At 72.2% G+C, this 24442-nt stretch carries 24 protein-coding genes and 1 riboswitch; of the genes, 6 read left to right on the forward strand and 18 right to left on the reverse strand.

All coding sequences use genetic code 11. The annotated features are described in order from the left end of the window. From VQ02_RS38165 to VQ02_RS12975, 3 genes are all read left to right on the forward strand, one after another. A partial coding sequence (locus VQ02_RS38165; protein ID WP_048444618.1) for a glycoside hydrolase family 2 protein occupies positions 1-423 on the forward strand: 423 nt, incomplete at its 5' end. A gap of 298 nt (positions 424-721) precedes the next feature. After that, positions 722-1387, forward strand: a complete 666-nt coding sequence (locus VQ02_RS12970; RefSeq protein WP_048444619.1) for a hypothetical protein — start codon at positions 722-724, stop codon at positions 1385-1387. A gap of 248 nt (positions 1388-1635) precedes the next feature. After that, complete coding sequence (locus VQ02_RS12975; RefSeq protein ID WP_048444620.1) at positions 1636-3369, forward strand: ABC transporter ATP-binding protein; 1734 nt, start codon at positions 1636-1638, stop codon at positions 3367-3369. A gap of 40 nt (positions 3370-3409) precedes the next feature. On the opposite strand, the gene VQ02_RS12980 is transcribed toward VQ02_RS12975, so the two are convergent. Continuing rightward, positions 3410-3697, reverse strand: coding sequence for a hypothetical protein (locus VQ02_RS12980; protein ID WP_048444621.1), 288 nt, complete (start codon positions 3695-3697; stop codon positions 3410-3412). A gap of 441 nt (positions 3698-4138) precedes the next feature. Between VQ02_RS12980 and VQ02_RS12985 the strand changes: the two genes are divergently transcribed. Further along, positions 4139-5410, forward strand: a complete 1272-nt coding sequence (locus VQ02_RS12985; protein ID WP_048444622.1) for a glycosyltransferase — start codon at positions 4139-4141, stop codon at positions 5408-5410. Between the two features lie 262 nt (positions 5411-5672). Here the strand turns inward: VQ02_RS12985 and VQ02_RS12990 are convergent, their stop codons facing one another. The 9 genes from VQ02_RS12990 to benA all read right to left on the reverse strand — a co-directional run bounded on the left by VQ02_RS12990 (position 5673) and on the right by benA (position 15038). After that, a complete protein-coding gene (locus VQ02_RS12990; RefSeq protein ID WP_245239718.1) occupies positions 5673-6920 on the reverse strand; it encodes an FAD-dependent monooxygenase in 1248 nt (415 codons plus the stop codon). Positions 6921-6993: 73 nt separating this feature from the next. Continuing rightward, positions 6994-8340, reverse strand: a complete 1347-nt coding sequence (locus tag VQ02_RS12995; RefSeq protein ID WP_048444623.1) for an MFS transporter — start codon at positions 8338-8340, stop codon at positions 6994-6996. A gap of 187 nt (positions 8341-8527) precedes the next feature. Continuing rightward, a complete protein-coding gene (gene catC, locus VQ02_RS13000) occupies positions 8528-8806 on the reverse strand; it encodes a muconolactone Delta-isomerase (protein ID WP_048444624.1) in 279 nt (92 codons plus the stop codon). Between the two features lie 4 nt (positions 8807-8810). Beyond that, positions 8811-9980 carry a muconate/chloromuconate family cycloisomerase gene (locus VQ02_RS13005; protein WP_048444625.1) on the reverse strand — a complete coding sequence of 390 codons (1170 nt, stop codon included), beginning with the start codon at positions 9978-9980 and terminating at the stop codon, positions 8811-8813. 317 nt (positions 9981-10297) lie between these two features. Then, positions 10298-11224, reverse strand: coding sequence for a catechol 1,2-dioxygenase (catA, locus tag VQ02_RS13010; RefSeq protein ID WP_048444626.1), 927 nt, complete (start codon positions 11222-11224; stop codon positions 10298-10300). A gap of 35 nt (positions 11225-11259) precedes the next feature. After that, positions 11260-12063: a 1,6-dihydroxycyclohexa-2,4-diene-1-carboxylate dehydrogenase gene (locus tag VQ02_RS13015; protein WP_048444627.1), complete on the reverse strand. Its 804-nt coding sequence runs from the start codon at positions 12061-12063 to the stop codon at positions 11260-11262. Further along, positions 12060-13073: a benzoate 1,2-dioxygenase electron transfer component BenC gene (gene benC, locus VQ02_RS13020; RefSeq protein ID WP_048444628.1), complete on the reverse strand. Its 1014-nt coding sequence runs from the start codon at positions 13071-13073 to the stop codon at positions 12060-12062. Before benC ends, VQ02_RS13015 begins: the two co-directional genes overlap by 4 nt. Before the next feature lie 11 nt (positions 13074-13084). Next, positions 13085-13576, reverse strand: coding sequence for a benzoate 1,2-dioxygenase small subunit (gene benB, locus VQ02_RS13025; RefSeq protein ID WP_048444629.1), 492 nt, complete (start codon positions 13574-13576; stop codon positions 13085-13087). A gap of 133 nt (positions 13577-13709) precedes the next feature. Next, positions 13710-15038, reverse strand: a complete 1329-nt coding sequence (gene benA, locus VQ02_RS13030) for a benzoate 1,2-dioxygenase large subunit (protein WP_048444630.1) — start codon at positions 15036-15038, stop codon at positions 13710-13712. Positions 15039-15277: 239 nt separating this feature from the next. Between benA and VQ02_RS13035 the strand changes: the two genes are divergently transcribed. After that, the gene (locus tag VQ02_RS13035) at positions 15278-16186 is read left to right on the forward strand and encodes a LysR family transcriptional regulator (protein WP_048444631.1); all 909 of its coding nucleotides are present in this window, start codon (positions 15278-15280) and stop codon (positions 16184-16186) included. A gap of 348 nt (positions 16187-16534) precedes the next feature. On the opposite strand, the gene VQ02_RS13040 is transcribed toward VQ02_RS13035, so the two are convergent. The 7 genes from VQ02_RS13040 to VQ02_RS13070 form a co-directional block, all read right to left on the reverse strand. Beyond that, complete coding sequence (locus tag VQ02_RS13040) at positions 16535-17302, reverse strand: glucose 1-dehydrogenase (RefSeq protein WP_048444632.1); 768 nt, start codon at positions 17300-17302, stop codon at positions 16535-16537. Beyond that, the gene (locus VQ02_RS13045) at positions 17299-18321 is read right to left on the reverse strand and encodes an ABC transporter substrate-binding protein (RefSeq protein WP_048444633.1); all 1023 of its coding nucleotides are present in this window, start codon (positions 18319-18321) and stop codon (positions 17299-17301) included. The genes VQ02_RS13040 and VQ02_RS13045 overlap by 4 nt, the downstream gene beginning before the upstream one ends. Positions 18322-18323: 2 nt before the next feature. After that, on the reverse strand, positions 18324-19073 hold the full coding sequence (locus VQ02_RS13050) for an ABC transporter permease (protein ID WP_048444634.1): 750 nt from the start codon (positions 19071-19073) through the stop codon (positions 18324-18326). Continuing rightward, complete coding sequence (locus VQ02_RS13055; protein WP_048444635.1) at positions 19070-19846, reverse strand: ABC transporter ATP-binding protein; 777 nt, start codon at positions 19844-19846, stop codon at positions 19070-19072. The genes VQ02_RS13050 and VQ02_RS13055 overlap by 4 nt, the downstream gene beginning before the upstream one ends. Further along, entirely contained in the window at positions 19836-21305 is a 1470-nt protein-coding gene (locus VQ02_RS13060) for an acyl-CoA reductase (protein ID WP_048444636.1), read from the reverse strand. Before VQ02_RS13060 ends, VQ02_RS13055 begins: the two co-directional genes overlap by 11 nt. After that, a complete protein-coding gene (locus VQ02_RS13065) occupies positions 21302-22378 on the reverse strand; it encodes a LuxE/PaaK family acyltransferase (protein WP_048444637.1) in 1077 nt (358 codons plus the stop codon). The genes VQ02_RS13060 and VQ02_RS13065 overlap by 4 nt, the downstream gene beginning before the upstream one ends. Positions 22379-22461: 83 nt before the next feature. Beyond that, positions 22462-22587, reverse strand: a riboswitch (TPP riboswitch). Positions 22588-22795: 208 nt separating this feature from the next. After that, positions 22796-23359 carry a TetR/AcrR family transcriptional regulator gene (locus tag VQ02_RS13070; protein WP_048444641.1) on the reverse strand — a complete coding sequence of 188 codons (564 nt, stop codon included), beginning with the start codon at positions 23357-23359 and terminating at the stop codon, positions 22796-22798. Between the two features lie 128 nt (positions 23360-23487). Between VQ02_RS13070 and VQ02_RS13075 the strand changes: the two genes are divergently transcribed. Next, positions 23488-23898, forward strand: coding sequence for a RidA family protein (locus VQ02_RS13075; protein ID WP_048444638.1), 411 nt, complete (start codon positions 23488-23490; stop codon positions 23896-23898). Positions 23899-24018: 120 nt separating this feature from the next. Here the strand turns inward: VQ02_RS13075 and VQ02_RS38170 are convergent. Beyond that, positions 24019-24442: hypothetical protein (locus VQ02_RS38170; protein WP_048444639.1), on the reverse strand; the 424-nt coding region annotated here is incomplete at its 5' end.

The raw sequence follows: 24442 nt of genomic DNA on the forward strand, positions 1-24442 counted from the left end.
TCGCTCGGGCCGCGCGCGGCCGTCACCCTGACCTCGACGGCGCTGCTGGGCCGGTTCTTCGACGCGACCACCGCCTACCGCTTCGGCCCGGCGGCCCACACCCTGGCGCATCTGCGGCTGACCGACCGCGACGGGGCGTTCCTCGCCGAGGCCTTCCACTTCCCGGCCGGCCGGGACGCGACGCCGCGGGAGCTCGGCCTCTCCGCCGCCCTCGGCGAGGAGCGCGGCGGGCTGAACCTGCGGGTTTCCGCCGAGCGGCACGCCCTCGGCGTGCACGTCGCGTTCGACGGCGAGGGGCGCCCCTCCGACAACTGGTTCCACCTCGCGCCGGGGGCCGAGCGCCACTTGGCGCTCGTCGGGACGAAGGGACGGCCGAGCGGCACGGTGCGGGCAGTGAACGGCAGCGAGACGGTCCGGTTCTGACGGGCGAGGGCGACGACGCGATAGGCGGGCGACGCGGCCGGCCCCGTCCTCCCGTGCATCCGGCGATCCCCGTCGAGCCGTCGCCCCGAAGCCGTCGGCCATCATCTCGCCCGATGCGTGCCGCAGGTCCTTGCCGGCATCGGCATGCTGCCAGGGAGGCTCAAGGGCGTGCGCGTCACCGGCCTCGCAGGCCTTCACCGCGCTCTCCGGCCGCCGCCGACCCCGGCGGACAGCCGCCGGGCGCGGGATGACCTCGCCCGGGTCGCGGTCCGCTGATCGGCTACCTGGGAGACGCGCCGTGAAACGCCTCGCCGTCACGCTCGCCCTCGCGGGGATCGGCCTCGCCGGCGGCGCCCTCGCGGAGACGCGGCCCGTCCTCGATTACAGGGACCAGGCCTTCCGCACCCGGGAGCCCCGGTATTCGCCGTCCGAGCGGGCGCGCCTCGATCGGGCGATGGCCGAGCAGGCGCCGGCGTCGCTGCGGGACGAGATCGGCCGGACCTTCGTCGTGCTGGGCGACGCGGCGGGCGCCTTCAGCCGGCAGGGCGCACGCGAGCGCATCTACCTCGTCCAGGCGTCGAGGCCGGTCGCGATCGATCCGTTTCCGAAGGCGGTGGCGCCCGTCCTGGTGTTGCTCGGGGAGGACGCGCCGGCGCGCTTCTTCCGGCTGCCCGCCGACGTTCAGTACCAGCGCCTCGTCGCGGCGGCCGACGCCGACCGGGACGGACGGAGCGAGGTGCTGCTCGAATCGACCTTCATGAACATGGGCGAGGTCGCGACCGCGGTGACAGCGGTCAGGCTCGATCCCGACCGCGCGAGCGCCGCCCCGGTCCAGATCCTGCGCGACGTGTTCACGGACCGTTGCGACCTGGGCGCCGGGCGCAGGGCCCGGTCGGCCGCGACGGTCTCCCTCGGCGAGGGCGGCGCGTTCGCCACGCGGCTTTACGCCCTCGGCTGCCGATGAGGCGGTGCCCCGCGCCGAACACCGGATCAGGGGCCGCACGCCGCGCATCGCCGGCAGCATGAGCGACACCTCCGGGGCCGGATGCGGTCCGGGTCCGGCCCGCGGCCCGATGGTCGCGGCCGGCAACCCTGTCGCGCGCGAGGTTTCCCGCTTATCAGGAGCCCGCAGGCCTCCCCGGCGGACCGCCTGCCCGGCCCCCACGCCGCGGGCCGGCCACACCTCCTGATCCCACCTCCGACCGGATCGTCATGCTGAAGGCCTTCCTCGCCTATTACCGGCCGCACCGGGCCCTGTTCCTCCTCGATTTCGGCTGCGCCATCCTGTCGGGCCTGCTCGAGCTCGGCTTTCCCATGGCCGTGAAGGCCTTCGTCGACGTGCTGCTGCCGCGGCAGGACTGGGGCCTGATCCTGCTCGCCGCGGCCGGGCTCGCGGCGCTCTACGTCGCCAATGCGGGGCTCATGGTGGTGGTGACCTACTGGGGGCACGTGCTCGGCATCAACATCGAGACCACGATGCGCGCCCGCGCCTTCGACCACCTGCAGACGCTGTCGTTCCGCTTCTTCGACAACCAGAAGACCGGCCACCTCGTCGCGCGGGTGACGAAGGACCTCGAGGAGATCGGCGAGGTCGCCCATCACGGGCCCGAGGACCTGTTCATCGCCGTGATGACGCTCATCGGCGCCTTCGGGCTGATGCTCCTCGTCCACCCGCCGCTGGCGCTGATGACCGCCGCGATCCTGCCGGTCATCGCCTTCGTCACGGTGCGCTACGGCGGGCGGATGACGCGCAACTGGCAGGCGCAGTACGGCCGCGTCGGCGCCTTCAACGCCCGCATCGAGGAGAATGTCGGCGGCATCCGGGTGGTGAAGGCCTTCGCCAACGAGGCCCACGAGCGGCGCCTGTTCGCCGCCGACAACCTGCGCTACCGCACCACCAAGCTCGAGGCCTACCGGATCATGGCGGCGAGCCTGTCGATCAACTATCTCGGGATGCGCCTCGTCCAGATCGTGGTGCTGCTCGGCGGCGCCGCCTACGTGGTGCGGGGCGACCTCAGCGCCGGCGGCTTCGTCGGCTTCCTGCTCCTCGTCGGGGTGTTCTACCGCCCGCTGGAGAAGATCAGCGCGGTGGTCGAGACCTATCCGAAGGGCATCGCGGGCTTCCGCCGCTACATGGCGCTGCTCGCGACGACCCCCGACATCGTCGACCGCCCGGGCGCCGTCGCGGCGCCGCCGCTCACCGGCGAGATCCGCTTCGAGGGCGTGCGCTTCGGCTACGGCGACGGCCGGCAGGTCCTCGACGGCATCGACCTCGCGGTTCGCGCGGGCGAGACCGTGGCCTTCGTCGGCCCGTCGGGTGCCGGCAAGACGACCCTGTGCTCGCTGGTGCCGCGCTTCTACGAGGTCGAGGGCGGGCGCATCACGATCGACGGGCACGACATCCGCGACCTGACCCTGGCGTCCCTGCGCGGCCAGATCGGCATCGTGCAGCAGGACGTCTTCCTGTTCGCCGGCACGATCCGCGAGAACATCGCTTACGGCCGGCTCGACGCGGGCGAGGCCGAGATCCTGGAGGCGGCGCACCGGGCCCGCCTCGACGCGCTGATCGCGACGCTGCCCGAGGGCCTCGACACGGTGGTGGGCGAGCGCGGCGTGAAGCTCTCCGGTGGCCAGAAGCAGCGCCTGGCGATCGCCCGGGTCTTCCTCAAGAACCCGCCGATCCTGATCCTCGACGAGGCGACCTCGGCCCTCGACACACAGACCGAGCGGGAGATCCAGCAGGCCCTCAACGACCTGACGCGCGGGCGCACGACCCTCGTCATCGCCCACCGCCTCGCCACCATCCGGCACGCCGACCGCATCGTCGTGGTGTCGGAGGGGCGCATCCTGGAGCAGGGCTCGCACGACGCCCTGGTGAAGGCGGACGGCGCCTACCGGCGCCTGCACGCGGCGCAGGCCGGGTTGCCGGGCGTCGCGGCGGAGTAGCGGGACCGGCCCCCCCGTCGGGGGGCCGGTCCGCGCGGGCTCAATGCGTCGCGGTGTGGAGCGCCCAGACGTCTTCCTCGACGTCGAGCAGCGTCTCGTGCACCTGCCGCGCCAGGGCCAGGGCGGCCTCGTCGCTCGCCGCGGAGCCGCTGAAGCGGGCGATGACCGCGAGGGACTCGACCGACAGGGCTTGCCGGAACCGGGCGAAGCCACCCGGGCATTCCGCCTCGTAGGACAGGGCGAGGTCCCGCAGGACGTGCGCGAGGAGATCCGCGCTGCGCGCGGAGGCGGGGGGAGGGCCGTCGGCGGCCGTCGTCTTGTCGAGCATCGCAATCATACGCGCGCAAGTAGTGCCCGAAACATGGCTGAAACACTCGGGCGTACAGCCTAGGCCTCACGGCATAGTGCGGCCGCCCGGCCTCTTCCGGCCGTGCAGGAGCGGCCCGCCCGCGCCACCGGCCGACGCACAGCGCGCCGGATCCGGCGATTCCGGCCCGACCGCGAACATTTCCGCATCCTGCCGGTCTGTATGTCGAAACAGAGGCGGGCATCACGGAGGTGATGATCGGCGGCAATGTATCTCGTCTTCGAAAATTTTTCTTACACAATGTTAATTGACCCTCGGACCTTCCGGCACCGAACCTCGCACCCGGGCCGGCGACAGCTCTCCGGAGCTGCCGCCCCGCGATCGGGAGCAGGACATGACCGGAGCGCAGCAGCCACGCCCCACGGGAGTCCCGGCCGCCGGCGTGGGCGGAAGAGTGCTGACATGGTGAATGGCGCGGACCGGCGCGTCTTCCTCGTCGGGCTCGGCACCCACGGCGACATCCTGCCCGTCATCGCCCTCGGCGCGGCGCTGCGAGGGAGGGGGGCGGAGGTCCGCCTCGCCGCGCCGGCGCCGTTCCGATCCCTGGCCGCCCGCGCCGGCCTGGCGTTCCACGCCATCGGCACGGAGGCCGATTTCGCCCGGGTGGTGGGCCAGCCGGCGCTGTGGCGCCCGGTCCGCGGCGCCCGGGCGATGCTCGAGGCCGTGGCGGCAGCGACGGAGCCGACCTATCGCTGGCTCGAGGCGCAGGCTCGGCCGGGCACCGACCGGGTGGTCGCCTCCACCCTGGCGCTCGGGGCCCGGGTGGCGCAGGAGCGGCTCGGCCTGTCCCTGACGACGCTGCACCTGATGCCGATGCTGGTCGAGAGCCGCATCGCCCCGCCCCGGCTGCCGGGCCTGCCCCTGCCCGGGCTGCTGCCGGCGCGCCTGCGCCACGCCCTCGGCCGCGGCGCCGACCGCTTCGTCCTCGGCCCCGCCGCCCTGCCGCCGCTCAATGCCTTCCGGGCCGGGCTCGGCCTTGCCCCGGTCAAGCGGCTGCGGCACTGGTGGCACAGCCCCGAGCGGGTGCTCCTCACCGTGCCGGACTGGTACGCCCCGCCGCAGGCCGACTGGCCGGCGCAGCTCACCCAGGTCGGCTTTCCGCTCGCCGACACCTACGGCGATGCCGAGGACCTGGCGCCGGACCTCGCCGCCTTCCTGCGCGCCGGGCCGGCGCCGCTGGTCTTCACCTACGGCTCGGCGATGTCCGGCGCGCAGGCGTTCTTCGCCACCGCCGCGGAGGTGTGCCGGCTGTCGGGACGGCGCGGCCTCCTGCTCGCCGGCCGGGCCGACGAGATCCCGGCCGACCTGCCGCCCGGGGTACGGCACGTGCCCTACGCGCCGCTGAGCCGTCTGCTGCCGGCCTGCGCGGCGCTGATCCACCATGGCGGGGTCGGCACGGTGGCGCAGGCCCTGGCGGCCGGCTGCCCGCAACTGATCGTGCCGGTGGCCTTCGACCACGCCGACGAGGCGCAGCGGGTGGTGCGCCTCGGGGTCGGCGCCTCGCTCGGCCGCTGGCGCTTCACCGCCCGCCGGGCGCGGCGCGCGATCGAGGCGCTGGTGGGCTCGGCCGCGGTGGCGCAGGCCTGCCGCGAGGTGCAGGTGCTGATGCGGTCCGAGAACGGGGTCGCGGGCGCCTGCGAGGCCATCGACGGGGCGGCGCCGGGCGGCGGCTGACGCGCGACGCCGACGATGTCCCTGGACCTCCTGCGCGCCGGGCAGTGCCGGGCCTGGGCCCGGAGATCCTGCGCACGGCCTTTCGACAGCCCCCGCGCTCCCGGGCGCCGTTCGAGGCGGGCTGCGGCGCGCACGAGCCGGGGCCGATGCGCAAGCCGCAAGCCTCTCCGTCCAGGCCGGCAAGCGCCCGGTGCTCGCCGCGGGACGGCCGGGGTGCTGCTCGACCAGGCCCTGCGCCACCGGGCGGGGCGCCGAGTCCGCGTCACGCGGCCCTCGACTCCCCCGCGATGACCTCAGCCACGGCGGCCCGCGCGTCGAAGGCGTGGATCCAGCCGAAATCCTCGGGGAAGCGCGCCATCCGGGCGTCGCGCTGCGCCAGCTCCGCGGCACCCACGGAGTCGGGCAGGTGCAGCAGCCGGTTCGTCGCCCAGGCGCTGCGCTGGATCGTGCGGGTGCGGGCCTGCCGCAGGCCCTGGTAGCGCCGCATCATGCGATCGAGGTCGCGCGCGCCTCCCGCCGCGAGAAGTTCCGCCAGCGTGACGGCGTCCTCGATCGTCGTGTTGGCGCCCTGGCCGTGGTGGGGCAGCATGGCGTGGGCGCTGTCGCCCATCAGCACCGCCCGCCCCCGGTGCCAGCGCCGCAGCGGATCGGTCACGAACAGCCCCCAGCGCTGGGTCTGCGGCAGCGCGTCGAGCATCTCGATCACCGCCGGATGCCAGCCGGAAAAGCCCGCGCGATGCTCGCCCGCCGCGATGCCGGTCAGCCAGCGCTCGGACGTCCACATCTCCGGACCCTCGACCACGGCGAAGAAGTTCACCGAATCGGCCTCTCCCCCGATGGCATAGTGCAGCAGGTGGGCGTCCGGCCCCATCCAGAACTGGATCGCCTCGGGGTCAGGCAGGCTCGGCAGCAGGCCCATCGGGACCACGCCCCGGAAGGCGCTGGTGCCGGAGTAGCGCACCTTCTCGCCGCCGGTGATCCAGCGCCGCACCACCGAGCGCACGCCGTCGCCGCCGATGACGAGGTCGGCCTCGACTTCGGCGCCGTTCGCGAAGGTGAGCGCCATCACGTCGCCGCGCTGGTCGAGGGCGGTGAGGCGATGCCCGAGATGCAGGCCCTCGCCGGCGAGGGACCCGCTCAGGACCTGCTGCAGGTCGGCCCGGTGGACGCCGTAATACGGCGCCCCGAACCGCGCCCGGTAGGCGCCGCCGTCGCGGACCGGGAAGGCGGCGACCCGGGCGCCGCTGCGCCCGTCGCGGTAGATGAGTTCGGTCGGCTCGGTCGAGACCGCGGCGAGGCCCGCTCCGAGGCCGAGGCGCTCAAGCTCGCGCGTCGCGTTGGCCGAGAGCGCGACGGCGGCACCGATCTCGGCGAGCTCCGCCGCCTGCTCGTAGACCGCGGCGGCGAGGCCGCGGCGGCGCAGGGCGAGGGCGAGGGTCAGCCCGCCGATGCCTCCGCCGATCACGGCGACGCGCAGGGGGTTCCGGGAGGCGGGGGGTGTCGGCAGCACGGGTCTTTCTCCCTGATGGTTCGCAGGATCGAGCCGGCCTCTCGCGGGGCCGGCCTGGGTTCAGGTGCTCGGGTCAGGTGCTCTGGAGTGCCGGGGCGAGGCGCGCGGCGGGCGTGCCGAGCCGGCCCTTGAGCGTGATGCTCGCCGCGGCGATCAGGGCCGGCACGGCCACGATGCCGAAGGTCGCGGGCAGCCCGAGGCCGAGCCCGATCAGCGAGGCGCCGACCATCGAGCCGACCACCGAGCCGACGCGGCCCACCGCGTTGGCCCAGGCGACGCCGGTCGCCCGGTTCGCGGTCGGATAGTAGCTCGCCGAGAGCGCGTTGATGCCGATCTGCGAGCCGGCGACGCAGAACCCCGCGCCGAATACCGCGATCACCAGGAGGGCGACCGAGCCGGTCGAGCTGCCGATCAGCGCCACGAAGCCGGCGGCGGCGAGGTAGGACAGGCCGAGGACGACGTGCGGGTTCGCCCGGTCCATCAGCGCGCCGAGCACCAGCCCGCCGACCGTGCCGCCGGTGGCGAGCATCACGGTGACGAGGGAGGCTTCCTTGAGTGTGAGGCCGGCGCTGCTGATGATGGTGGGGAGCCAGCTCGACAGCAGGTAGAAGATCAGGAGGCTCATGAAGAAGGTGAGCCACAGGCACAGCGTGCCGGCGACGAGGCCGGGCTGAAAGAGCTGGCCGATCGGCGAGCCCTTCGGCTTGGCGATGCCGGTGAAGACCGCGCCGGAAAAGTCCTCCGCCGGGGCGATGCGGCGCAGGAGCCTGGCCACCGTCTCCGCCGGGGCCTGCTTGAGGACGAGGAAGCGCACCGACTCGGGCAGGCCCACGACGAGCAGCGGGACCGCGGCGAGGGGCAGGACGCCGCCGAGCACCAGCACCGAGGTCCAGCCGTAATCGGCGATGAGGTGCGCCGCCGCGAAGCCGCCGAGCGCCGAGCCGACGGTGAAGCCGCAGAACATCGCCATGGTCAGGAACGAGCGGCGGTGCTCCGGGCAATACTCGGAGGTCAGCGTGATGGCGTTCGGCATCGCGCCGCCCAAGCCCAGCCCGGTGACGAAGCGCAGCACCGTCAGCATCTCGATCGAGGTCGACCAGGCCGAGGCGAGGCTGGCGAGGCCGAAGAAGGCGGTGGTGACGATCAGCATCGCCTTGCGGCCGACCCGGTCGGCGAGCGGCCCGAACAGGAAGGCGCCGATCATCAGGCCGAACAGCCCGGCGCCGAACAGCGGCGCGAGCTGCGCCTGGCTCACCCCCCACTGGGCGCGCAGCGCCGGGGCGATGTAGCCGATCGCGGCGGTGTCGAACCCGTCGATGGCGACGACGAGGAAGCACAGGAGCACGATCCGGATCTGGAATCGCGAGACTCCGTGGCGGTTGATGACGTCCTGGACGTCGATGCTGCGTGGCTGGGGCACGGGTGGGTTTCCTCCTCGGGGATTTGTTTGGGATTTTCTTGATCTTGCGCCTGATGGCGTCGGGATCCGCCGACATGATCGACGGAATTCATGCCCTGCATCGTCATCCCGGGCTCTCGCCTTCGGCGAGCCCCGGAACGACGCGGAGGGTGGGAGTGGCAGGAGTTGGCTCGCTCTCCGCTCGCGTTCAGCCGATCGCCGAGGGGTGGCGCGCGAGCGGGGTCACGCGCATCGTCATGAACGGAAAAAGCGGCAGGCCGGACAGGATGTCGTGCAATTCGTCGTGGCTCTCGACGTCGAACACGCTGATGTTGGCGTAGCGACCGGTGACCCGCCACAGGTGGCGCCATTTGCCCTGGCGCTGGAGATCCTGGGCTCTCGCCTTCTCGTCGGCCTTCAGCTTCGCGACTTGATCAGGATCGAGGCCGTGCGGGATCGCGACGTCCATCTCGACGCAGTACAGCATGGGATCAGCTCCTCGCGTAGTGGCGCAGCTTGTCGGGATCGAGGGTGACGCCGAGGCCGGGGCCGTCGGGCAGGTGCACCGCGAAGTCGTGGAAGCGCAGGGGCTCGGTGACGAGGTCGCCGGTGAGGATCTGCGGCCCGAAATGCTCGCAGCCCCAGGCCAGTTCGCGTAACCCTGCGAAGGCGTGCAGATGGGCCGCGGCGCCGACAGAGCTTTCCAGGAGGCAGCCGCCGTAGAGCCCGATCCCGGCGGCCTCGGCCACCGCCGCGACCTTCCGCAGGCCGACGAGGCCGCCGTGCTTCACGAGCTTGAGCGACACCGCATCCGCCGCGGCGGCCTCCGCGACCGCCAGCATGTCGTGCGGGGTGAACACGCACTCGTCGGCGAGCAGCGGCGGCATGCCGCCCTGCGCCCGCAGGCGGCCCATCCCGGCGACGTTCCAGGCCGGGAGCGGCTGCTCGACGAGGGCGATGCCGAGACCGGCGAGACGCGGCAGGCAGCGGCGCGCCGTGGTCTCGTCCCAGGCCTGGTTGGCGTCGACGATGAGCGTGGCGCGGTCGGCCAGCGCCTTCGACAGGCGTGTCAGCCGGGCGAGGTCGGCCTCCGGCGACTGGGCGCCGATCTTGATCTTGAAGGTGCGGTGCAGCCGCGCCGCGAGCTTTCCTTCGGCCTCCGCGATCTCCTGGTCGGGATCGCCGGAGGCGAGCGTCCACAGCACCGGGAAGCTGGTGCGCACCGCGCCGCCCAGCAGAGCCGCGACGGGCAGGCCGAGGCTCTGCCCGACGGCGTCGAACAGGGCGGTCTCGAGCGCCGCCTTGGCGGCGTTGTTGCGCTTGGCCGCCGCGTCCAGGCGCTCGCCCGCCGTGACGAAGCGGTCGGCGGCCTGTCCGAGCAGGGCGGGCGCGAGATAGGTGTCGATGGTGGCCTTGATGCCCTCGACGCTCTCCTCGCTCCAGCGCGGCCCGCCGAGCGTCGCCGCCTCGCCGATGCCCTCGACGCCGTTGGCGAGGCGCACCTGGACGATGACGTAGCTCTGCGCGGTGACCGAGGTCTGGGAGAGCTTGTGCTTGCGCACGGTCGGCACGTCCACGATCGTGGTGCGGATCTCCGCCACCGCGAGGTCTCGGGTGGGGGCGTGCCGCACGGCGTCGTGGAGCTGGTTCTTCGCGAGCATGGGGCGTCTCGGGGTGTGGGCGGCGGGAGCCGCGACAATGGATGTCAAGAGCGGGCGTCGGGGCGCAGTGCTTCAGCACCTGTCCCCGTCCCGGACGACTGACACGAAGTGGAATGAGATCCGGGATCCAGCAGAGGAAGTGCCGCGAATCGGCTCTGCTTATTGCACCGTTGCAGACATCCGGGCGCTTCGCGACGTTTTGTGCTGGATCCCGGATCTCCTTCCACTTCGTGTCAGTCGTCCGGGGCAGGGGAGTGGGGTGTTGGTGGAGAGGCCTCTCCCCCGGGCAGCGCGTCGCCGGGGGAGAGGCCCTCGCCTCAGGCGGCCTCGGCGTGCGGCCGCACCACCACCGGGTCGGGGGCGTGCGCCACCTCGGGGTTGAGGGTGAAGTCGAAGCGGATCGACGAGAACGGCTCGTTCAGCCCCGCCGCCGTCAGCGCCGCCGGATCGGTGACGCGCACCACCTCGGCGATCAGCCCGTCGCGGGTGGCGAAGGCGAAGTCGTCGTGGAGGTAGGGGTCGTCCGAGAGGTTGATCTGCGTCGTCAGCTGCCGGTGGCCGGGGCCGGAGACGAAGAAGTGGATGTGGGCCGGGCGCTGGCCGTGGCGGCCGAGCTGGTCGAGGAGCTTCTGGGTCTGGCCGTGCGGCGGGCAGCCGTAGCCCTTGGGCAGGATGCTGCGGAAGCGGTAGCGGCCCTCCGCGTCGGCCTCGATGCGCCGGCGCAGGTTCCATGTGCTCTGGCTGCGGTCGAACACCGAGTAGTTGCCGAGCGTGTTGGCATGCCAGACGTCGACGATGGCGCCGGCGACGGGGGCGCCGCCCTGGCCCGTGACCTGGCCCTCGACGATCAGCACCTCGCCGTCCTCCGGGTCGTCGTCGAGGCGCGCCTCGCCCTTCGTCAGCGGCGCGCCGGCGACGTAGAGCGGGCCCTCGATGGTGCGCGGCGTCCCGCCCTCGATCCCGGCCGCCCGCTCCTTGGCGTCGATGCACAGGTCGATGAAGTGCTCGATGCCCAGCCCCGGCATGAGCAGCCCGAACTCGTTGGCCTGGCCGGTCTCGGTCAGGTAGCTCATCGCGGTCCAGAACTCGCTCGGGGTGACGTCGAGGTCCTCGACGATCCGGCAGGCATCCTCGACGACGCGGCGCACGATCTCCTTGATGCGGGGGTTGCCGGCCTCGGTCGAGAGGCCCGCGACCTTGTCGAACAGGGCCTGCGCCTCGGCGGAATCAGCGATCTTGGACATCAGCGTTTCCTCTCTTCTGCTTGGTTGAAACGGGGTCAGCCGAGGTCGCCACCGGCGACGGGGAGCGTGACGCCGGTGACGTAGGAGGCCTCGTCGGAGGCGAGGAACAGGATGGCGGCCGCCTGCTCGGCGGCGGTGCCGTAGCGGCCCATCAGGCTCGACGCCTTGGTCTGGGCCACCACCTCGGCGATCCAGGCGCGCTCCTGGTCGCTCGGCGGGTTCGGGTTGCGCGGCACCCGACGGGGCGGCGCCTCGGTGCCGCCCGGCGCCACCGCGTTCACCCGGATGCCGTGGGCGGCGTATTCCCACGCCAGGCAGGCGGTGAGCGCGTTCACCCCGCCCTTGGCGGCGGCATAAGGAACGCGGTTGACGCCGCGCGTCGCCACCGACGAGACGTTGACGATGCTGCCGGCCCCGCCCGCGAGCATGTGCGGCAGCGCCGCCCGGCAGCACCACAGGGTCGGGAAGAGCGAGCGCCGGATCTCGGCCTCGACCTCGTGCGGGGCGTAGTGCGCGAACGGCTTGAACCAGATCGAGCCGCCGACATTGTTGACGAGCACGTCGAGGCGCCCGAACCGCTCGGCCGCGGCGTTCATCACGCCCTCGCAGCCCTCGAACGTCTCGGCGTCGGCGAGCTGCACCGCGGCCTTGGCGCCGAGGTCGCGGCACGCGGCCGCCGTCTCCTCGACGATCTCCGAGCGGTCGGTGAGGAGGAGGGCGGCGCCCTCCCGGGCGAGCCGCAGGGCGACCTCGCGGCCGATGCCCTGCGCGGCGCCGGTCACCACCGCGACCTTGGCCGAGAAGCGCCCCGGCGCGACGGCGCTGTGGGGGGCGGTCATGCCTGGCCCCCGACGCCGCTCGCCGAGAACTTCTCGTAGTGGAAGCTCGCGGGCGTCAGCCCCCGCTCGGAGAAGGCGCGGCGGACCGCGTCGACCATCGCGGGCGGGCCGCACAGGTAGGTGTCGACGTCGCCGCCGTGCAGGTGCTCGTCCGCCAGGTGCTCCGTGACGTAGCCCCTTTTCGGGTGCCCGCTCTCCGGCGAGGCGACACAGGTGGCGAAGCTGAAGCCCGGGATCCTGCCTGCCGCCTCCTCGAGCGCCTCCGTCTCGACGAGGTCGGCGTCGTGCGTCACGCCGTAGACGAGGTGGATCGGCTGATTGGCGCCGGTCTCGCCGATCTTGCCGAGCATCGACAGGAACGGCGCGAGGCCGGTGCCGCCGGCGAGCATCAGCACCGGGCGGCGGATCTCGCGCAGGTAGAAGCTGCCCGAGGGCCCGGTCAGGTCGAGGCCGGCGCCCTCCTCGGCGCCCTCCGCGAGGTAGGTGCTCATCAGCCCGCCCGGGATGTTGCGGATCAGGAACTCGGCCCGGCCGATGCCCGGGACCGAGCTGAACGAGTAGGACCGCGCCTGCCCGCTGCCCGGCACCGCGATGTTGACGTACTGCCCAGGCAGGAAGCCGACCGGCTCCTCGGTCTCGACGCTGAGCCCGAAGGTGGTGTCGGAGAGCCGCCGCACCGCCGCGATGGTGCCCTTCAGGGCCGCGGCCCTGGTCTTGCAGACCTCCGAGGACGCCGCCACCGCGAGCACGAGGTCGCTCTGCGGCCGCATCTGGCAGGCGAGGCCGTAGCCTTGCGCCGCCTCCTCGTCGGTGAGCGCGTCCTCGATGTAGCTGCCCGGGTCGAACCGGCCGGATTCGCAGAAGACCCGGCAGGTGCCGCAGGCGCCGTCCCGGCAATCGAGCGGGATGTTGATGCCGAGGCGGTAGGAGGCGTCGGCCACCGTCTCGCCCGGGCGGCAGGCGACGAACCGGGTGACCCCGTCCTCGAAATTGAGCGCGACAGTCGACACGGCGCTCCTCCTCAGATGTGATAGACGTCGATGACGTGGTGGATGTAGTCGTTCTTCAGAACGACCTTCTTGTTCTTGATGAGCGGGGCCTCGTCGCTGGTGTCGAGCGTGTAGAACGACGTGCCGAAATGCGTATCGACCGTCTTGTAGCGATAGTTGAAGGTGAGCCAGTTGAAGCGAAGCTTGCAGGTGGTGGCGTCCTGCTCGAGGATCTCGACGTTCGCGATATTGTGCGAGGTGCGCGGCTCCGGCAGGCTGGTGGCGCTCGACCGCTCGGTGCGGATGCGGAAGACCCGGTCCTCGAGCCCGCTGCGGCTGTCGTAGTAGATCAGCGAGACGTCGCGCTGCGGGTCGGTGACGAGCTGGTCGTCGTCGTCCCAGGACGGCATCCAGAACTCGACGTCGGGGGCGTAGAGCGCGAGCCAGGCGTCGAAGTCGCGGTCGTCGAGGTAGCGGGCCTCGCGGTAGAGGAACTGCTGCACCTGCTCCAGGGTGAGGGGCATCGGGGGCTCCTTTAAGGGCGTGCGGGGGCGCTCGGCGCCCCGGAGGGCCGGCGCCGCTGGTGTTCGGTTGATCGAATGGGTCCGGCTCCCGACCCCTCCCCCGCGGAGGGGGGAGGGTTTTGGGGGCGCCGCGCTACGGCAGGTGCCGGCGCATCGTGTCCATCCAGTAGCGGTGCTGGATCGCGAACAGGCCCTCGTCCTCGGTCTTGGCGCCGCTGAGCAGCGGCTTCAGCCCGATCGCCTTCGCGCCCTCGTCGGCCCCCTCGATCCAGTGGGTGGCGCCGCGGCAGAGGTCGTTCCACCGCGCCGCGCGGCCGCGATAGCCGATCTGGCAGGCGCGGAACTCTTCCAGGTCGTCCGGGGTCGCCATGCCGCTGGCGTTGAAGAAGTCCTCGTACTGGCGGATGCGCCGGGCCCGGGCGTCGGGCGCCTCGCCCTTGGGCGCGATGCAGTAGATCGTCACCTCGGTCTTATCGACCGCGATCGGCCGGTAGGTCCGGATCTGCGACGAGAACTGGTCCATCAGGTAGACGTTCGGGTAGAGGCAGAGGTTGCGCGAGCGGTTGATCATCCAGTCCGCCATCGCCTGGCCGTAGGAGTCCGCCAGTTCCCCGCGCCGGTCCCAGTTCGGCCGGTCCTCCGGGTTCGACCAGGTGGTCCAGAGCAGGAGGTGGCCGTGCTCGAACGAGTAGAAGCCGCCGCCCTGCTTGGCCCAGCCGCCCGCATCCATGGCGCGGGTCTTGTCGACGACGTGCGATTCCTTGCGGCGGCTGGTGGTGGCGGCGTAGTTCCAGTGCGTCGCGCTGACGTGGTAGCCGTCGGCGCCGTTCTCGGTCTGGAGCTTCCAGTTGCCGTCGAAGACGTAGGTCGAGGAGCCGCGCAGGACCTCGAGCCCGTCAGGCGACTGGTCGACGATCATGTCGATGATCTTCGTCGCCTCGCCGAGATGCTCGGTCAGCGGCTTCACGTCGGGGTTGAGACTGCCGAACAGGAAGCCGCGGTAGTTCTCGAACCGCGCCACCTTGGTCAGGTCGTGCGAGCCGTCGCGGTTGAAGCTCTCGGGGTAGCCGGCGCCGTCCGGATCCTTGACCTTGAGGAGCTTGCCGCCGTTGCTGAACGTCCAGCCGTGGAACGGGCAGGTGAAGGTCGCCTTGTTGCCGCGCTTGTGCCGGCACACCATCGCGCCGCGGTGGCTGCAGGCATTGACGAAGGCCTGCAGCTCGCCCTTGCGATTGCGGGTGATCACCACCGGCTGGCGGCCCATGAAGGTGGTGAAGTAGTCGTTCGGGTTCGGGATCTGGCTCTCATGGGCCATGTAGATCCAGTTGCCCTCGAAGATGTGCTGCATCTCCAGTTCGAAGATGTCGGGATCGGTGAAGATGTCCCGCCGGCAGCGATAGATGCCGGTCTCGGCGTTCTCCTCGACCGCGCCCTCGACGACCTGATGCAGATCTTCCAGCATGATGTTCTCCCTGCCGCGTCGGCTGTTGTGAGACGAGGGAGGTCGTTGCCGGTCCACGCGGTGCGCGGCCGGCTCTGATCTGTCTCTCGTCTTCGCGCAGGGTTGGCGTGGTGCTCGTCCGGACTGTCCCGTCCCGAGCCCCGCCCGCTCCTGAGCGTTTCCTCTTTCTCCAGTTCTAAGGAACGGGCATACCGGCGTCCAAGACCGATTGGGAACAAAACCATTCCTGGGAGGAATGATTGGAGCTGCGCCACCTGCGCTACTTCGTGGCCGTCGCCCGGGAGCAGAGCTTCACCCGCGCGGCGGAGGCGATGCATGTCGCCCAGCCGGCGCTGAGCAAGCAGGTCCAGCAGTTCGAGGAGGATCTCGGCCTCGCCCTCATCGAGCGCGGCTCGCGCCCGGTGCGGCTGACCGAGCCGGGGCGGGTGATCTACGAGCAGGCGCTGCAGATCCTGGAACGGGTCGACGACCTGCGCGAGACCGGCCGGCGCCTGCGCCTGGCGGAGCGCAACAGCTTCCGGGTCGGCTTCGTCGCCTCGACGCTCTACGGGCGCCTGCCGGAGATCCTGCGCGGCTACCGCCTCAAGCGCCCGGACGTCGACCTGACGCTGCTCGAACTGCTGACGCTCGAGCAGATCGCGGCGCTGAAGGAGGGCCGCATCGATGTCGGCTTCGGCCGCGTCGAGATCGAGGACCCGGCGATCGCCCGGGTGCTCCTGCGCAACGAGAAGCTGATCGTCGCCGTGCCGATGGCCTGGGACGCCGCGCACCCGCCGGGCCCGCTGCGCCTGCGCGACCTCGCCGACACGGCGCTGATCCTCTACCCGAAGAGCGCCCGGCCCAACAACGCCGACCGCATCCTGGCGCTCTTCCGCGAGCACGCCGTGCGCCCGCCGGTGATCCACGAGGTGCGCGAGCTGCAGACCGCGCTCGGTCTCGTCGCGGCGGAAGCGGGGGTGTGCGTCGTCCCCGCCTCGATCGAGCGCCTGCGCCGCGACGGCGTCGCCTACCGGCCGCTCGACGAGGAGCGGGCGCTGATCCCGGTCATCATGAGCTACCGCAAGAACGATCCGTCGCCGGAGATCGGGCTGATCCTGCAATGCGTGCGGGAGGATTACGAGCGGGAGGGGCTGCGGTTCGGGGTGTGAGCGAATGCTCTGCCGCCTGCTCGCTCCGTCCCACCCTCGGACGCGTCGACGGCAATGCGTCCGACGCATCCGCGCCTGGCGCCTTCGGCGCAGAGGCATTCGGGCTTGCCCGGCACACCCGAACGAGTCCGTTCGACGGTGCTGCGGTATCACTCTCCATCGTCATTCCGGGGCCGAGAAAGCGGAGCCCGGAATCCAGACACTCAGGTTGTTCAGGATGAAGCGGCACGCAAGCCGCACTTCCCTGCACCTTCAGCGGTTCTGGATCCCGGGCTCCGCTTTCGCGGCCCCGGGATGACCCTGAGTGGTCGAAACGTCAGCGGGTCTCCTGCCCGAAGGTCCGATCCCTCACCCCATCACCAGCCCGCCATCCACGTACAAAACCTGCCCGGTGACGAAGCGGCTCTCGTCGCCGGCGAGGAAGAGCACCGGGCCGGCCACGTCCTCCGTGGTCGCGAGACGGCGGAGCGGCGTCTGGGCGATCAGCGCCTCGCGCACCTCCTCGGGCGTGTCCCGGCTCGCTGCCGTCGGATAGACCAGGCCCGGCGCCACGCAATTGACCCGCACGCCGATCGGCCCAAGCTCGGCCGCGAGGTTGCGGCTGAAGCCGATGAGGGCCGCCTTGGCGGTGGTGTAGTCGTGGTAGGGGATGCTGGGCCGCGCCACGAGGTCGCTCGCCAGGTTGACGATGCTGCCGCCGCTGCGCCGGGTCATGAGCGGGAGCAGGGCCTGGACGACCGTGTAGGCCGCCCGCACCGCGCCGTCGAACTGGCGCTGGTAGGCCTCCCAGGGCGTGTCGCGGAAGCGGGGGCGGTGGTCGGGATCGAAGCGGTAGGGCGCGAAGGCGTTGTTGACGATCGCGTCGAGGCGGCCGACCTCCTCGGCGATCCGCTCCGCGAGCGCTGCTACCGCCGCCGGGTCGGTCACGTCGGCGGCGACCGCCAGCGCCTGCCCACCGAGCGCCCGGCAGCGCTCGGCCACCGCCTCGGCGGCAGCGGCATCCTGGCGGTAATTGACGATCACGAGGCCGCCCTCCGCCGCGAGGGCGGTGGCGACCGCAGCGCCAATGCCGCGGCTTGCCCCCGTGACCAGGACAGCGCGGTCGCGGAACCTCACGGCTTGCCCTCCGTCGAAACCTCCTGCGGGCCTCCCTTCGGAGGGATCAGGTCGCTCCTGACAACATGAGCCATGTCGAGGGCGCGGGTGACGAGTCCGAGCTGGCGAAACGTGTCGGCCCCCTGCTGCAGGACGGCAGGATCGAAATGACCGAGGCCCTCGCGCTCGGTGGTCGGCGACACGCTGGACAGGTTGCGCAGGCTGATGACCTCGCGGTTGATCGCCTCATCCCGCCCGTTGATCGCCCGCGTGACGGCCAGGCGCGCCGCCTCGTCGGGCTTGGCGATCATCCAGGCCGCCGAGTCCCGGTAGGCGGCGAGGAAGCGCCTGAGCAGCGGCTTCTTTCCCTCGTAGTCCTTCCGCGTCACCACGAAGATGTCGCTCGGCAGGTTCAGGTGGTCGCGCACCGCGATCACGTCGACCTCGCCGAGGCCCTTGGCGCGGCCGACGAGCAGGCCGGTATCGGTGGCCGCTGTGGCGTCGACCTGGCCCTGGATCAGGGGGGCGAAGTTGAGGAGGCCGGTGACCTCGACCGTCACGTCGGTCTCCTTGAGGCCGGCGGCGGAGAGCAGCAGCAGCAGGTGCTGGCGGGTGCCGCTCGCCAGGCTGTAGACGCCGACGCGCTTGCCCTTGAGGTCGGCGGCGGAGCGGATGCCGCGGGCCTTCGGGGAGACGACGTTGAACACGTTCTGCGGGTAGATGTTGTAGATCGCGACCAGGTCGGCGCCCTTGTCGAGGGCGAGGTAGAACGAGGCCGGATCGGTGAAGGCGACGTCCGCCTGGCCCGCCAGCAGGGCCTGGATCGCCGAGCCGCCGCCGTTGCCCGGCACGTAGTCGAGGGCGATGCCCCGCGCCTTGAACAGCCCGTGGTCGGGCTCGGCCAGGAGGTTGGTGATCTCGCTGATCGGCTGGCTCCAGCCGGCGACCGTCACCGTGTCGGCGCTTTGCGCCGCCGCCGGCGGGGCGAGCCAGGCGAGGGCGAGGAGCGGCAGGGCGCGCAGGCAGCGCAGGACGGACATGGTCAACCTCTCGCGTAGCGCCGCAGGATCAGGGCCTCGAGCCCCCGCGCGGCCTCGTAGAACACCATCCCAAGCCCGGTGATCACCACGAACAGCGCGACGATCAGGCTCGAATCCATCACGCTCTGGGCGGCGATGATCGAGGCGCCGAGGCCCTGGCGCCCGCCGACGAACTCGCCCACCACCGCCCCCACCAGGGCGAGCACGATGGCGACGCGGAACCCCGCCAGGATCACCGGCAGGGCCGCCGGCAGCTTCAGCCGCAACAGGGTCTGGCCCCGGCTCGCGCCCAGCATCCGAAACAGCTCGCGGCTGGCCGGATCGACCTGCTGCAGGCCGGTGAGCGTGTTCTCGAAGAGCGGGAAGAAGCAGATCAGCGCCGTGATCACCACGGTCGGGGTCAGGCCGAAGCCGAACCACAGGATCAGCAGGGGCCCCAGCGCCAGCTTCGGCACCAGCTGGCTCGCCAGCACGTAGGGGCGCAGCACCCGGTGCAGCGCCGGCCACTCGGCAAGCAGGACGCCGGCGCCGAGGCCGAGACCGGTTCCGGCGGCAAGGCCGAGCGCCATCTCGGTCACGGTGACGCGCAGGTGCGGCCAGAGCCGACCGGAGGCGACCTCGCCCCACAGGGTCTCGGCGACGCCGGAGGGCGCCGGCAGGACGAGGGGCGAGACCCGGCCTGAGCGGCACCACGCCTCCCAGGCGATCAGCAGGCCCGCCAGCAGCAGGGCGGAGGCGAGGCGCGCCCTCACGCCGCCCGCCCGACGGAAGGGGAGGGGCCGTCCATGATCGCGCGCAGGCGCCGGCAGGCCGCCCCGAAGGCCGCCTCGTAGCGGATCCCTGCGGGCCGCGGCCGCGGCAGCGGCACCGCGCCCTCGTGGATCAGGTGCCCGGCCGCCATCACGCCGATCCGGTCGCCGAGGTAGACCGCCTCGGCGATGTCGTGGGTGACGAACAGGGCCGCCGTTCCGCGCGCGGCGCAGAGGCGCAGGAGGTCGTCCTGCAGCTCCTCGCGGGTCAGCGCGTCGAGGGCGGCGAAGGGCTCGTCGAGGAGCAGCAGGTCCGGCGCGGCGATGAGCGCCCGGGCCATCGCGACGCGGCTCTGCTGCCCGCCCGACAGGGCGGCGGGCCGCCGCTCGACGAGATCGCCGAGGCCCATCGCGGCGAGGAGGTCGCGGGCCGCCTCGCGGTCGGCGGCGCGGGGCCGGCGCTTGAGCGAGACCGGCAGCAGCACGTTGTCGAGGGCGGAGAGCCACTCGAGCAGGGTCGGGGCCTGGAACACGAAGCCGACCCGCGGGGACGGGCCGCGCACCACCGCCCCGTCGATGCGGACCGTGCCCGCGTCGGGGGCGAGCAGGCCGGCGGCGAGCTTGAGCAGCGTGGTCTTGCCGCAGCCGCTTCGGCCGAGGAGGCAGTGGATCGTCCCACGGGGGATCGCCCAGTCGACGCCGTCGACGGTGGCGGCCGCGTCCCCGGGGAAGCGGTAGCGCACCCCCTCGAGGGCGAGGAAGGCGTCAGTCGGCATAGGGCGCGAACCCTTCCGCCGCCGCCTCGGCGCTGTGCTCGATCTCCGTCACGGTCACGAGGTCGAGCAGGCTGAAGCGGCCGTCATGGTGCCAGCCGGCCTCCGGCGCGGTCATGCGACCGAGGGCCGAGATCCGGGTGACGCCGATCCCGGCGAGATCGTCCGCCAGCCGGAACAGCCTCGCGGGCGCGGCGGCGATCCCGGCGCTCTGGAGATAGGCGCGGTGGGGAGCGACCAGCCCTGAGACCTCCGCGAGATCGTCGACCGCCACGACCGCGACGGTGCGGTTGAGGCCGGACGGGCTCAGGGGCGTCGCGGCGTCGAGGTGGACGACGCTCCAGGGATCGGCGAGGTCGCCGAGGAGCTCGGTGCCACCCGACGGGCCCTCCCCCTCGAGGGCCCGCATCTCGTAGGCGCTGCGCCAGGCCGCGATGGCGGCGGCCTCGCCCGCCTCGAGCCGCCGCCGCGGGTGGCGGCTCGCCGTCGCGGCGAGCGCGTGGGCGAGGTGGCGGGCGAACTCGCCCGGCGCGACCGCGCCGCCGCGCTCGACGAACAGCATCTGCGGCGCGTAGCAGCCCTGCTGCTCGTAGCGGACGACGTCGTGGGCGGCGAGCCGCGCCAGCGGGCCGGCGCGGCGGCTGTCCAGCGCCTCGCGGGCGACCATGGCGAAGCCGATGCGGTGGCCGTGCGGCAGGAACCGGGTCGCGACCGGCACCTTGGCCCGCAAGGCCGCCAGCGTCTCGTTGCCGCCATAGGCCATGACGCAGTCGGCCTCGCGCAGAAACACCGCCTCGACCGCGCCGGCGCCGCCCTTCCACCAGGTGACGGCGAGGCACTCGCCGAGTTCGGGATCGGCCTCGGCGATCGCTCGCGCGAACCAGCCGGCGGTGAGCGGCTCGGCCAATGCGAGCTTGCCGACCGTGCCCGACTTGACCAGCAGGCCGGCGACGAGGCTCCACAGCGCCAGGGCCGGAACGTTGCCGGCCCACACGTGCAGCAGCAGCGCGGGCCCCTGCGCCCGCACGAAGCCGCCCTTCACCGCCGGCTGGAAGCCGTCGAGCACGCCCGGGTTGAAGAAATCCTCGGCGAGGAAGCGCAGCAGCTGCGGCCGCCGGAAGGTTTTGAGGGTGCTCGTCAGGCCGAGGCGGACGGTCTCGCGGTCGTAGCCGGTGACGACCGGCAAGAGCGCCTCCGCCTTGCGGCGCAGGGGGTGCGATCGATCGAGCAGGCACGCGCTCGCCCGGTCGATGGCGGCGACGATGCGGGCGGTCTCCATCCGGCGCAGGGTGTCGCGGGCGCGGATGCGGACATGGCCGCACAGGGCCTTCGCCTGCTCCTCGCTCAAGGACGGCAGCGCCACCGCGACGGTCTCGCCCCAGGCCTCGTGCGCGACGATGCGCCGGCCGACCGCGTCGGCGGGAATCCCCGGCAGATGGCCGGCCTGCTCCAGATCGCTCATGCCTGCGCCGCGGCCAGGAACTCGGCCACCGCGACCGAGCAGCCGCGGGACGCCGAGCCCTCGACCCGGCCGAGCAGCCTGAACCCGCCGGGCGCGATCACCCCGGCATCCTCGGTCAGGATCGCCGAGACGGAGTTGAAATGGGCGAGGTCGTGGTGGACCAGCACGCCGGTCTCGCCCTCCGGCAGGTCCGCGCCGGTGAGGGGATCGACGACGCGGCTGCGGATCCAGTGCGGGCCGGACTTCACCGGAGGGCAAACCGCGTTGCCGTCGTCGTAGAACTGGGTGCTCAGCTCGGTCATGCCGTACATGTTGAGGCAGGCGTCGCGCGGCACGCCGAAGGCGTGCGAGAGCCCGTCGTAGAAGGTGTCGGGGTCGATCTCCCGCGACTGGCCCTTGAAGCCGCCGGTGTCGAAGATCAGGCTGCCCGCCGGCAGGCCGAAGCGGCGGCCTCGCTCCGCCAGCGCGTCCATCACCGGCACGAAGGCGTAGGTCGCGCCGAGCAGGGCGTAGGGCTCGCCCGACGCCTCGGCCTCGCCGAGCGCCCGCAGGAGCGCGTCGAGGTCGAGGCCGGCGGAGCCGACGAGGACCGCGCTGTCCGGCGTGCCGCACTGCTCCCGCGCCAGCGCCAGGTAGTGGGCCAGCGACGAGTTCGGCAGCGCCGCCTCGTCGGGAAACAGGATGCCCATCCGGATCCGCTCGCGCTCGCGCATGACGCGCGCCCGGAAGCCCGCCAGCATCGAGGCGTCGTAGACCGCCAGCGTCGGGTGGTAGCTGCGGCCCCGCCCGCTCCCGGTCGTGCCGCTCGTCATGAACACCCGCTCGGCCGCCTCCGGCGGGCAGCAGCTCAGGGTCAGGTCCTTGAACGCCTTGATCGGCACCGCCGGGACGTCGCGCCAGCGCCGCACCGTGAGCGGCGTGCGCCCGCGCTGCTGCGCGAAGCGACGGTAGGGCGCGTTGTGCGCGAACTGGTAGGCGAACAGCCGCAGCGCCAGCGCCTCGAACTCCGCGTCGGTCGCGCCCGGCCGCCCGATGAAGGCGAGAAGGGCGTCCACGATCTCCGCTTGCGACATGACGGCCACCTCGCGCCCTTCGCCGGGGGACGGCCATGCTCGGCGGAGATCATGCGCGAAAAGACGGCGTCGTCGGCCCCGCGGCCGTGCCGGTCCCGCATCCCTACGCCGGCATGACCCGGATCAGGTTCATAGGGTCACCGCGGCGCCCGGACGGGTCCGGACCGGCGGAATCTCAGCCTCCTCGCGAGGCTCCCCTGGGAGCCGGTGAGAGTGGGGGGCGCGGGGGCGGGTGTCAAGTTAGGGGCTGGCACGACGAAGGCTGATGCGTGTCGGCGCGCGACGCTCCGTCGTGACCCACTCCCCCTTTCCCGGATCTCCCTCCGCTGACGCTACACTCGTCCGGGAAAGGGCGCGGGTTCTCCTCGGCCCGTGAGCGACGGCAGAAGACACTGCCCTGTACCGGACGATGTGCGCTCAAGGGCGCGCCAGCCCCTCCGCGAGCCGCCGGAACGCATCGAGCGCCTTGCCTAACGTCACCTCCGGCTCCGGCGACGCCGCGACCCAGAGGGCGGCGTGGAGCGAGGCGCCGTTGAGGAGCCGGGCGGCGGCCTCCGCGTCCACGGCCGGAATCGCGCCGTCGTCGACGAGGGACCGGATGCGCCGCGTCGTCTCGGCGAGGCAGGCGTTCTGGCTCGGCCAGCGCGACGGATCGCCGAGCACCGCCGGACCGTCGAGGAGCAGGATGCGCTGGATCTCCGGCTCCAGCGCCATCTCGATATAGGCCTCGTACTCGTCGAGGAGGCCGAGCCAGGGCGTCTCCGCCCGCTCGCCGATCACCCGCAGGCGCGCCGCCATCTCGGCGTCGATCTGGTCGATGACGGCCTGGAGCAGGCCCTTCTTGTCGCCGAAATTGTGATAGAGCGCGCCCCGCGTCAGACCGGCCTCGGCCGTCAGGTCGTCCATCGAGGCCCCGGCGTAGCCCCGGGCCGCGAAGGCGCTCCTCGCTGCCCGGACGAGCTTTCCCTTCGTCTCCGCCATCATCTGCGCGCGTCGTCCGGCCACCCTGACCACCTTTCTCGACATACGACGCGTATGCGAATTGACATACGCCGCGTATCCGTGCTTTTCTCGCATACGTTCCGTATCTCAGATCGAGCGAGTGATCCATGGCGCAGGCCCAATCGAAACGCGACGCCGTCTTTCCTCCCGGCCGGCAGGCCCTCTACGCGAAGCACCGCTACTCGGCGGCGATCCGCTCCGGCGACCTCCTGTTCGTCTCCGGCCAGGTTGGCAGCCGCGAGGACGGCTCGCCCGAGCCGGAATTCGAGGCCCAGGTCGCGCGGGCCTTCGCCAACCTGTCGGCCGTGCTGCGGGAGGCCGGCTGCACCTTCGACGACGTCGTCGACGTGACGACCTTCCACACCGACCCGGCGACGCAGTTCGACACGATGATGCGGGTGCGCGACGGCGTGATCGGCGAGGCCCCCTACCCGAACTGGACGGCGGTCGGCGTGACCTGGCTCGCGGGCTTCGACTTCGAGATCAAGGTCATCGCGCGCATCCCGGCCGGCGGCTGAGTCGGGTGCCGCGCGGGGCGCAGAGCAGGACCCGACGGAGCCGGACGCCCTGCCCGCCTTCGAGGCGACCGCTCGCCGCCTGAGCGTCAGGCAGGCTGCGCACGTCCCTGCAGGGGCCGATCAGGCGCGAGCCCCCCGTGAACGGACCGGCCGGCCCTGCTTGCGGTGGGCCGCGACCTGGCGCGCCGTCTCCCGCTTCGTCGCGCCCCGCACATGCGCGAAGACCGGGTCGTCGAACCAGGCCTGGACCTCCTCCGGCGCGTGCAGCATGCGGTTCGTCACCGCCGTCCGCCAGAAGACATCACCGCTGTTGTCGTAGGCGTCGAGCCCGCCGCTGCGCTCCCCGTCCACCATCCACCGATGCGCCAGCATGGTGGCCAGCACCGGAACGTGCTCGGGGACGTGGGCGAAGAAGAACAGCAGCTGGCACCCCTTCGCGCACGCGTAGTGTTCCAGGTCCTGGAGGTACCAGTCCGCCTGCGGGTGGTAGTTCGAGTAGAGATGCAGGTTGTAGCGCGCGAGCGCCGCGGCGAGCGCCGCCGCG

It is taken from the genome of Methylobacterium variabile (assembly GCF_001043975.1).
GTDB lineage: Bacteria > Pseudomonadota > Alphaproteobacteria > Rhizobiales > Beijerinckiaceae > Methylobacterium > Methylobacterium variabile.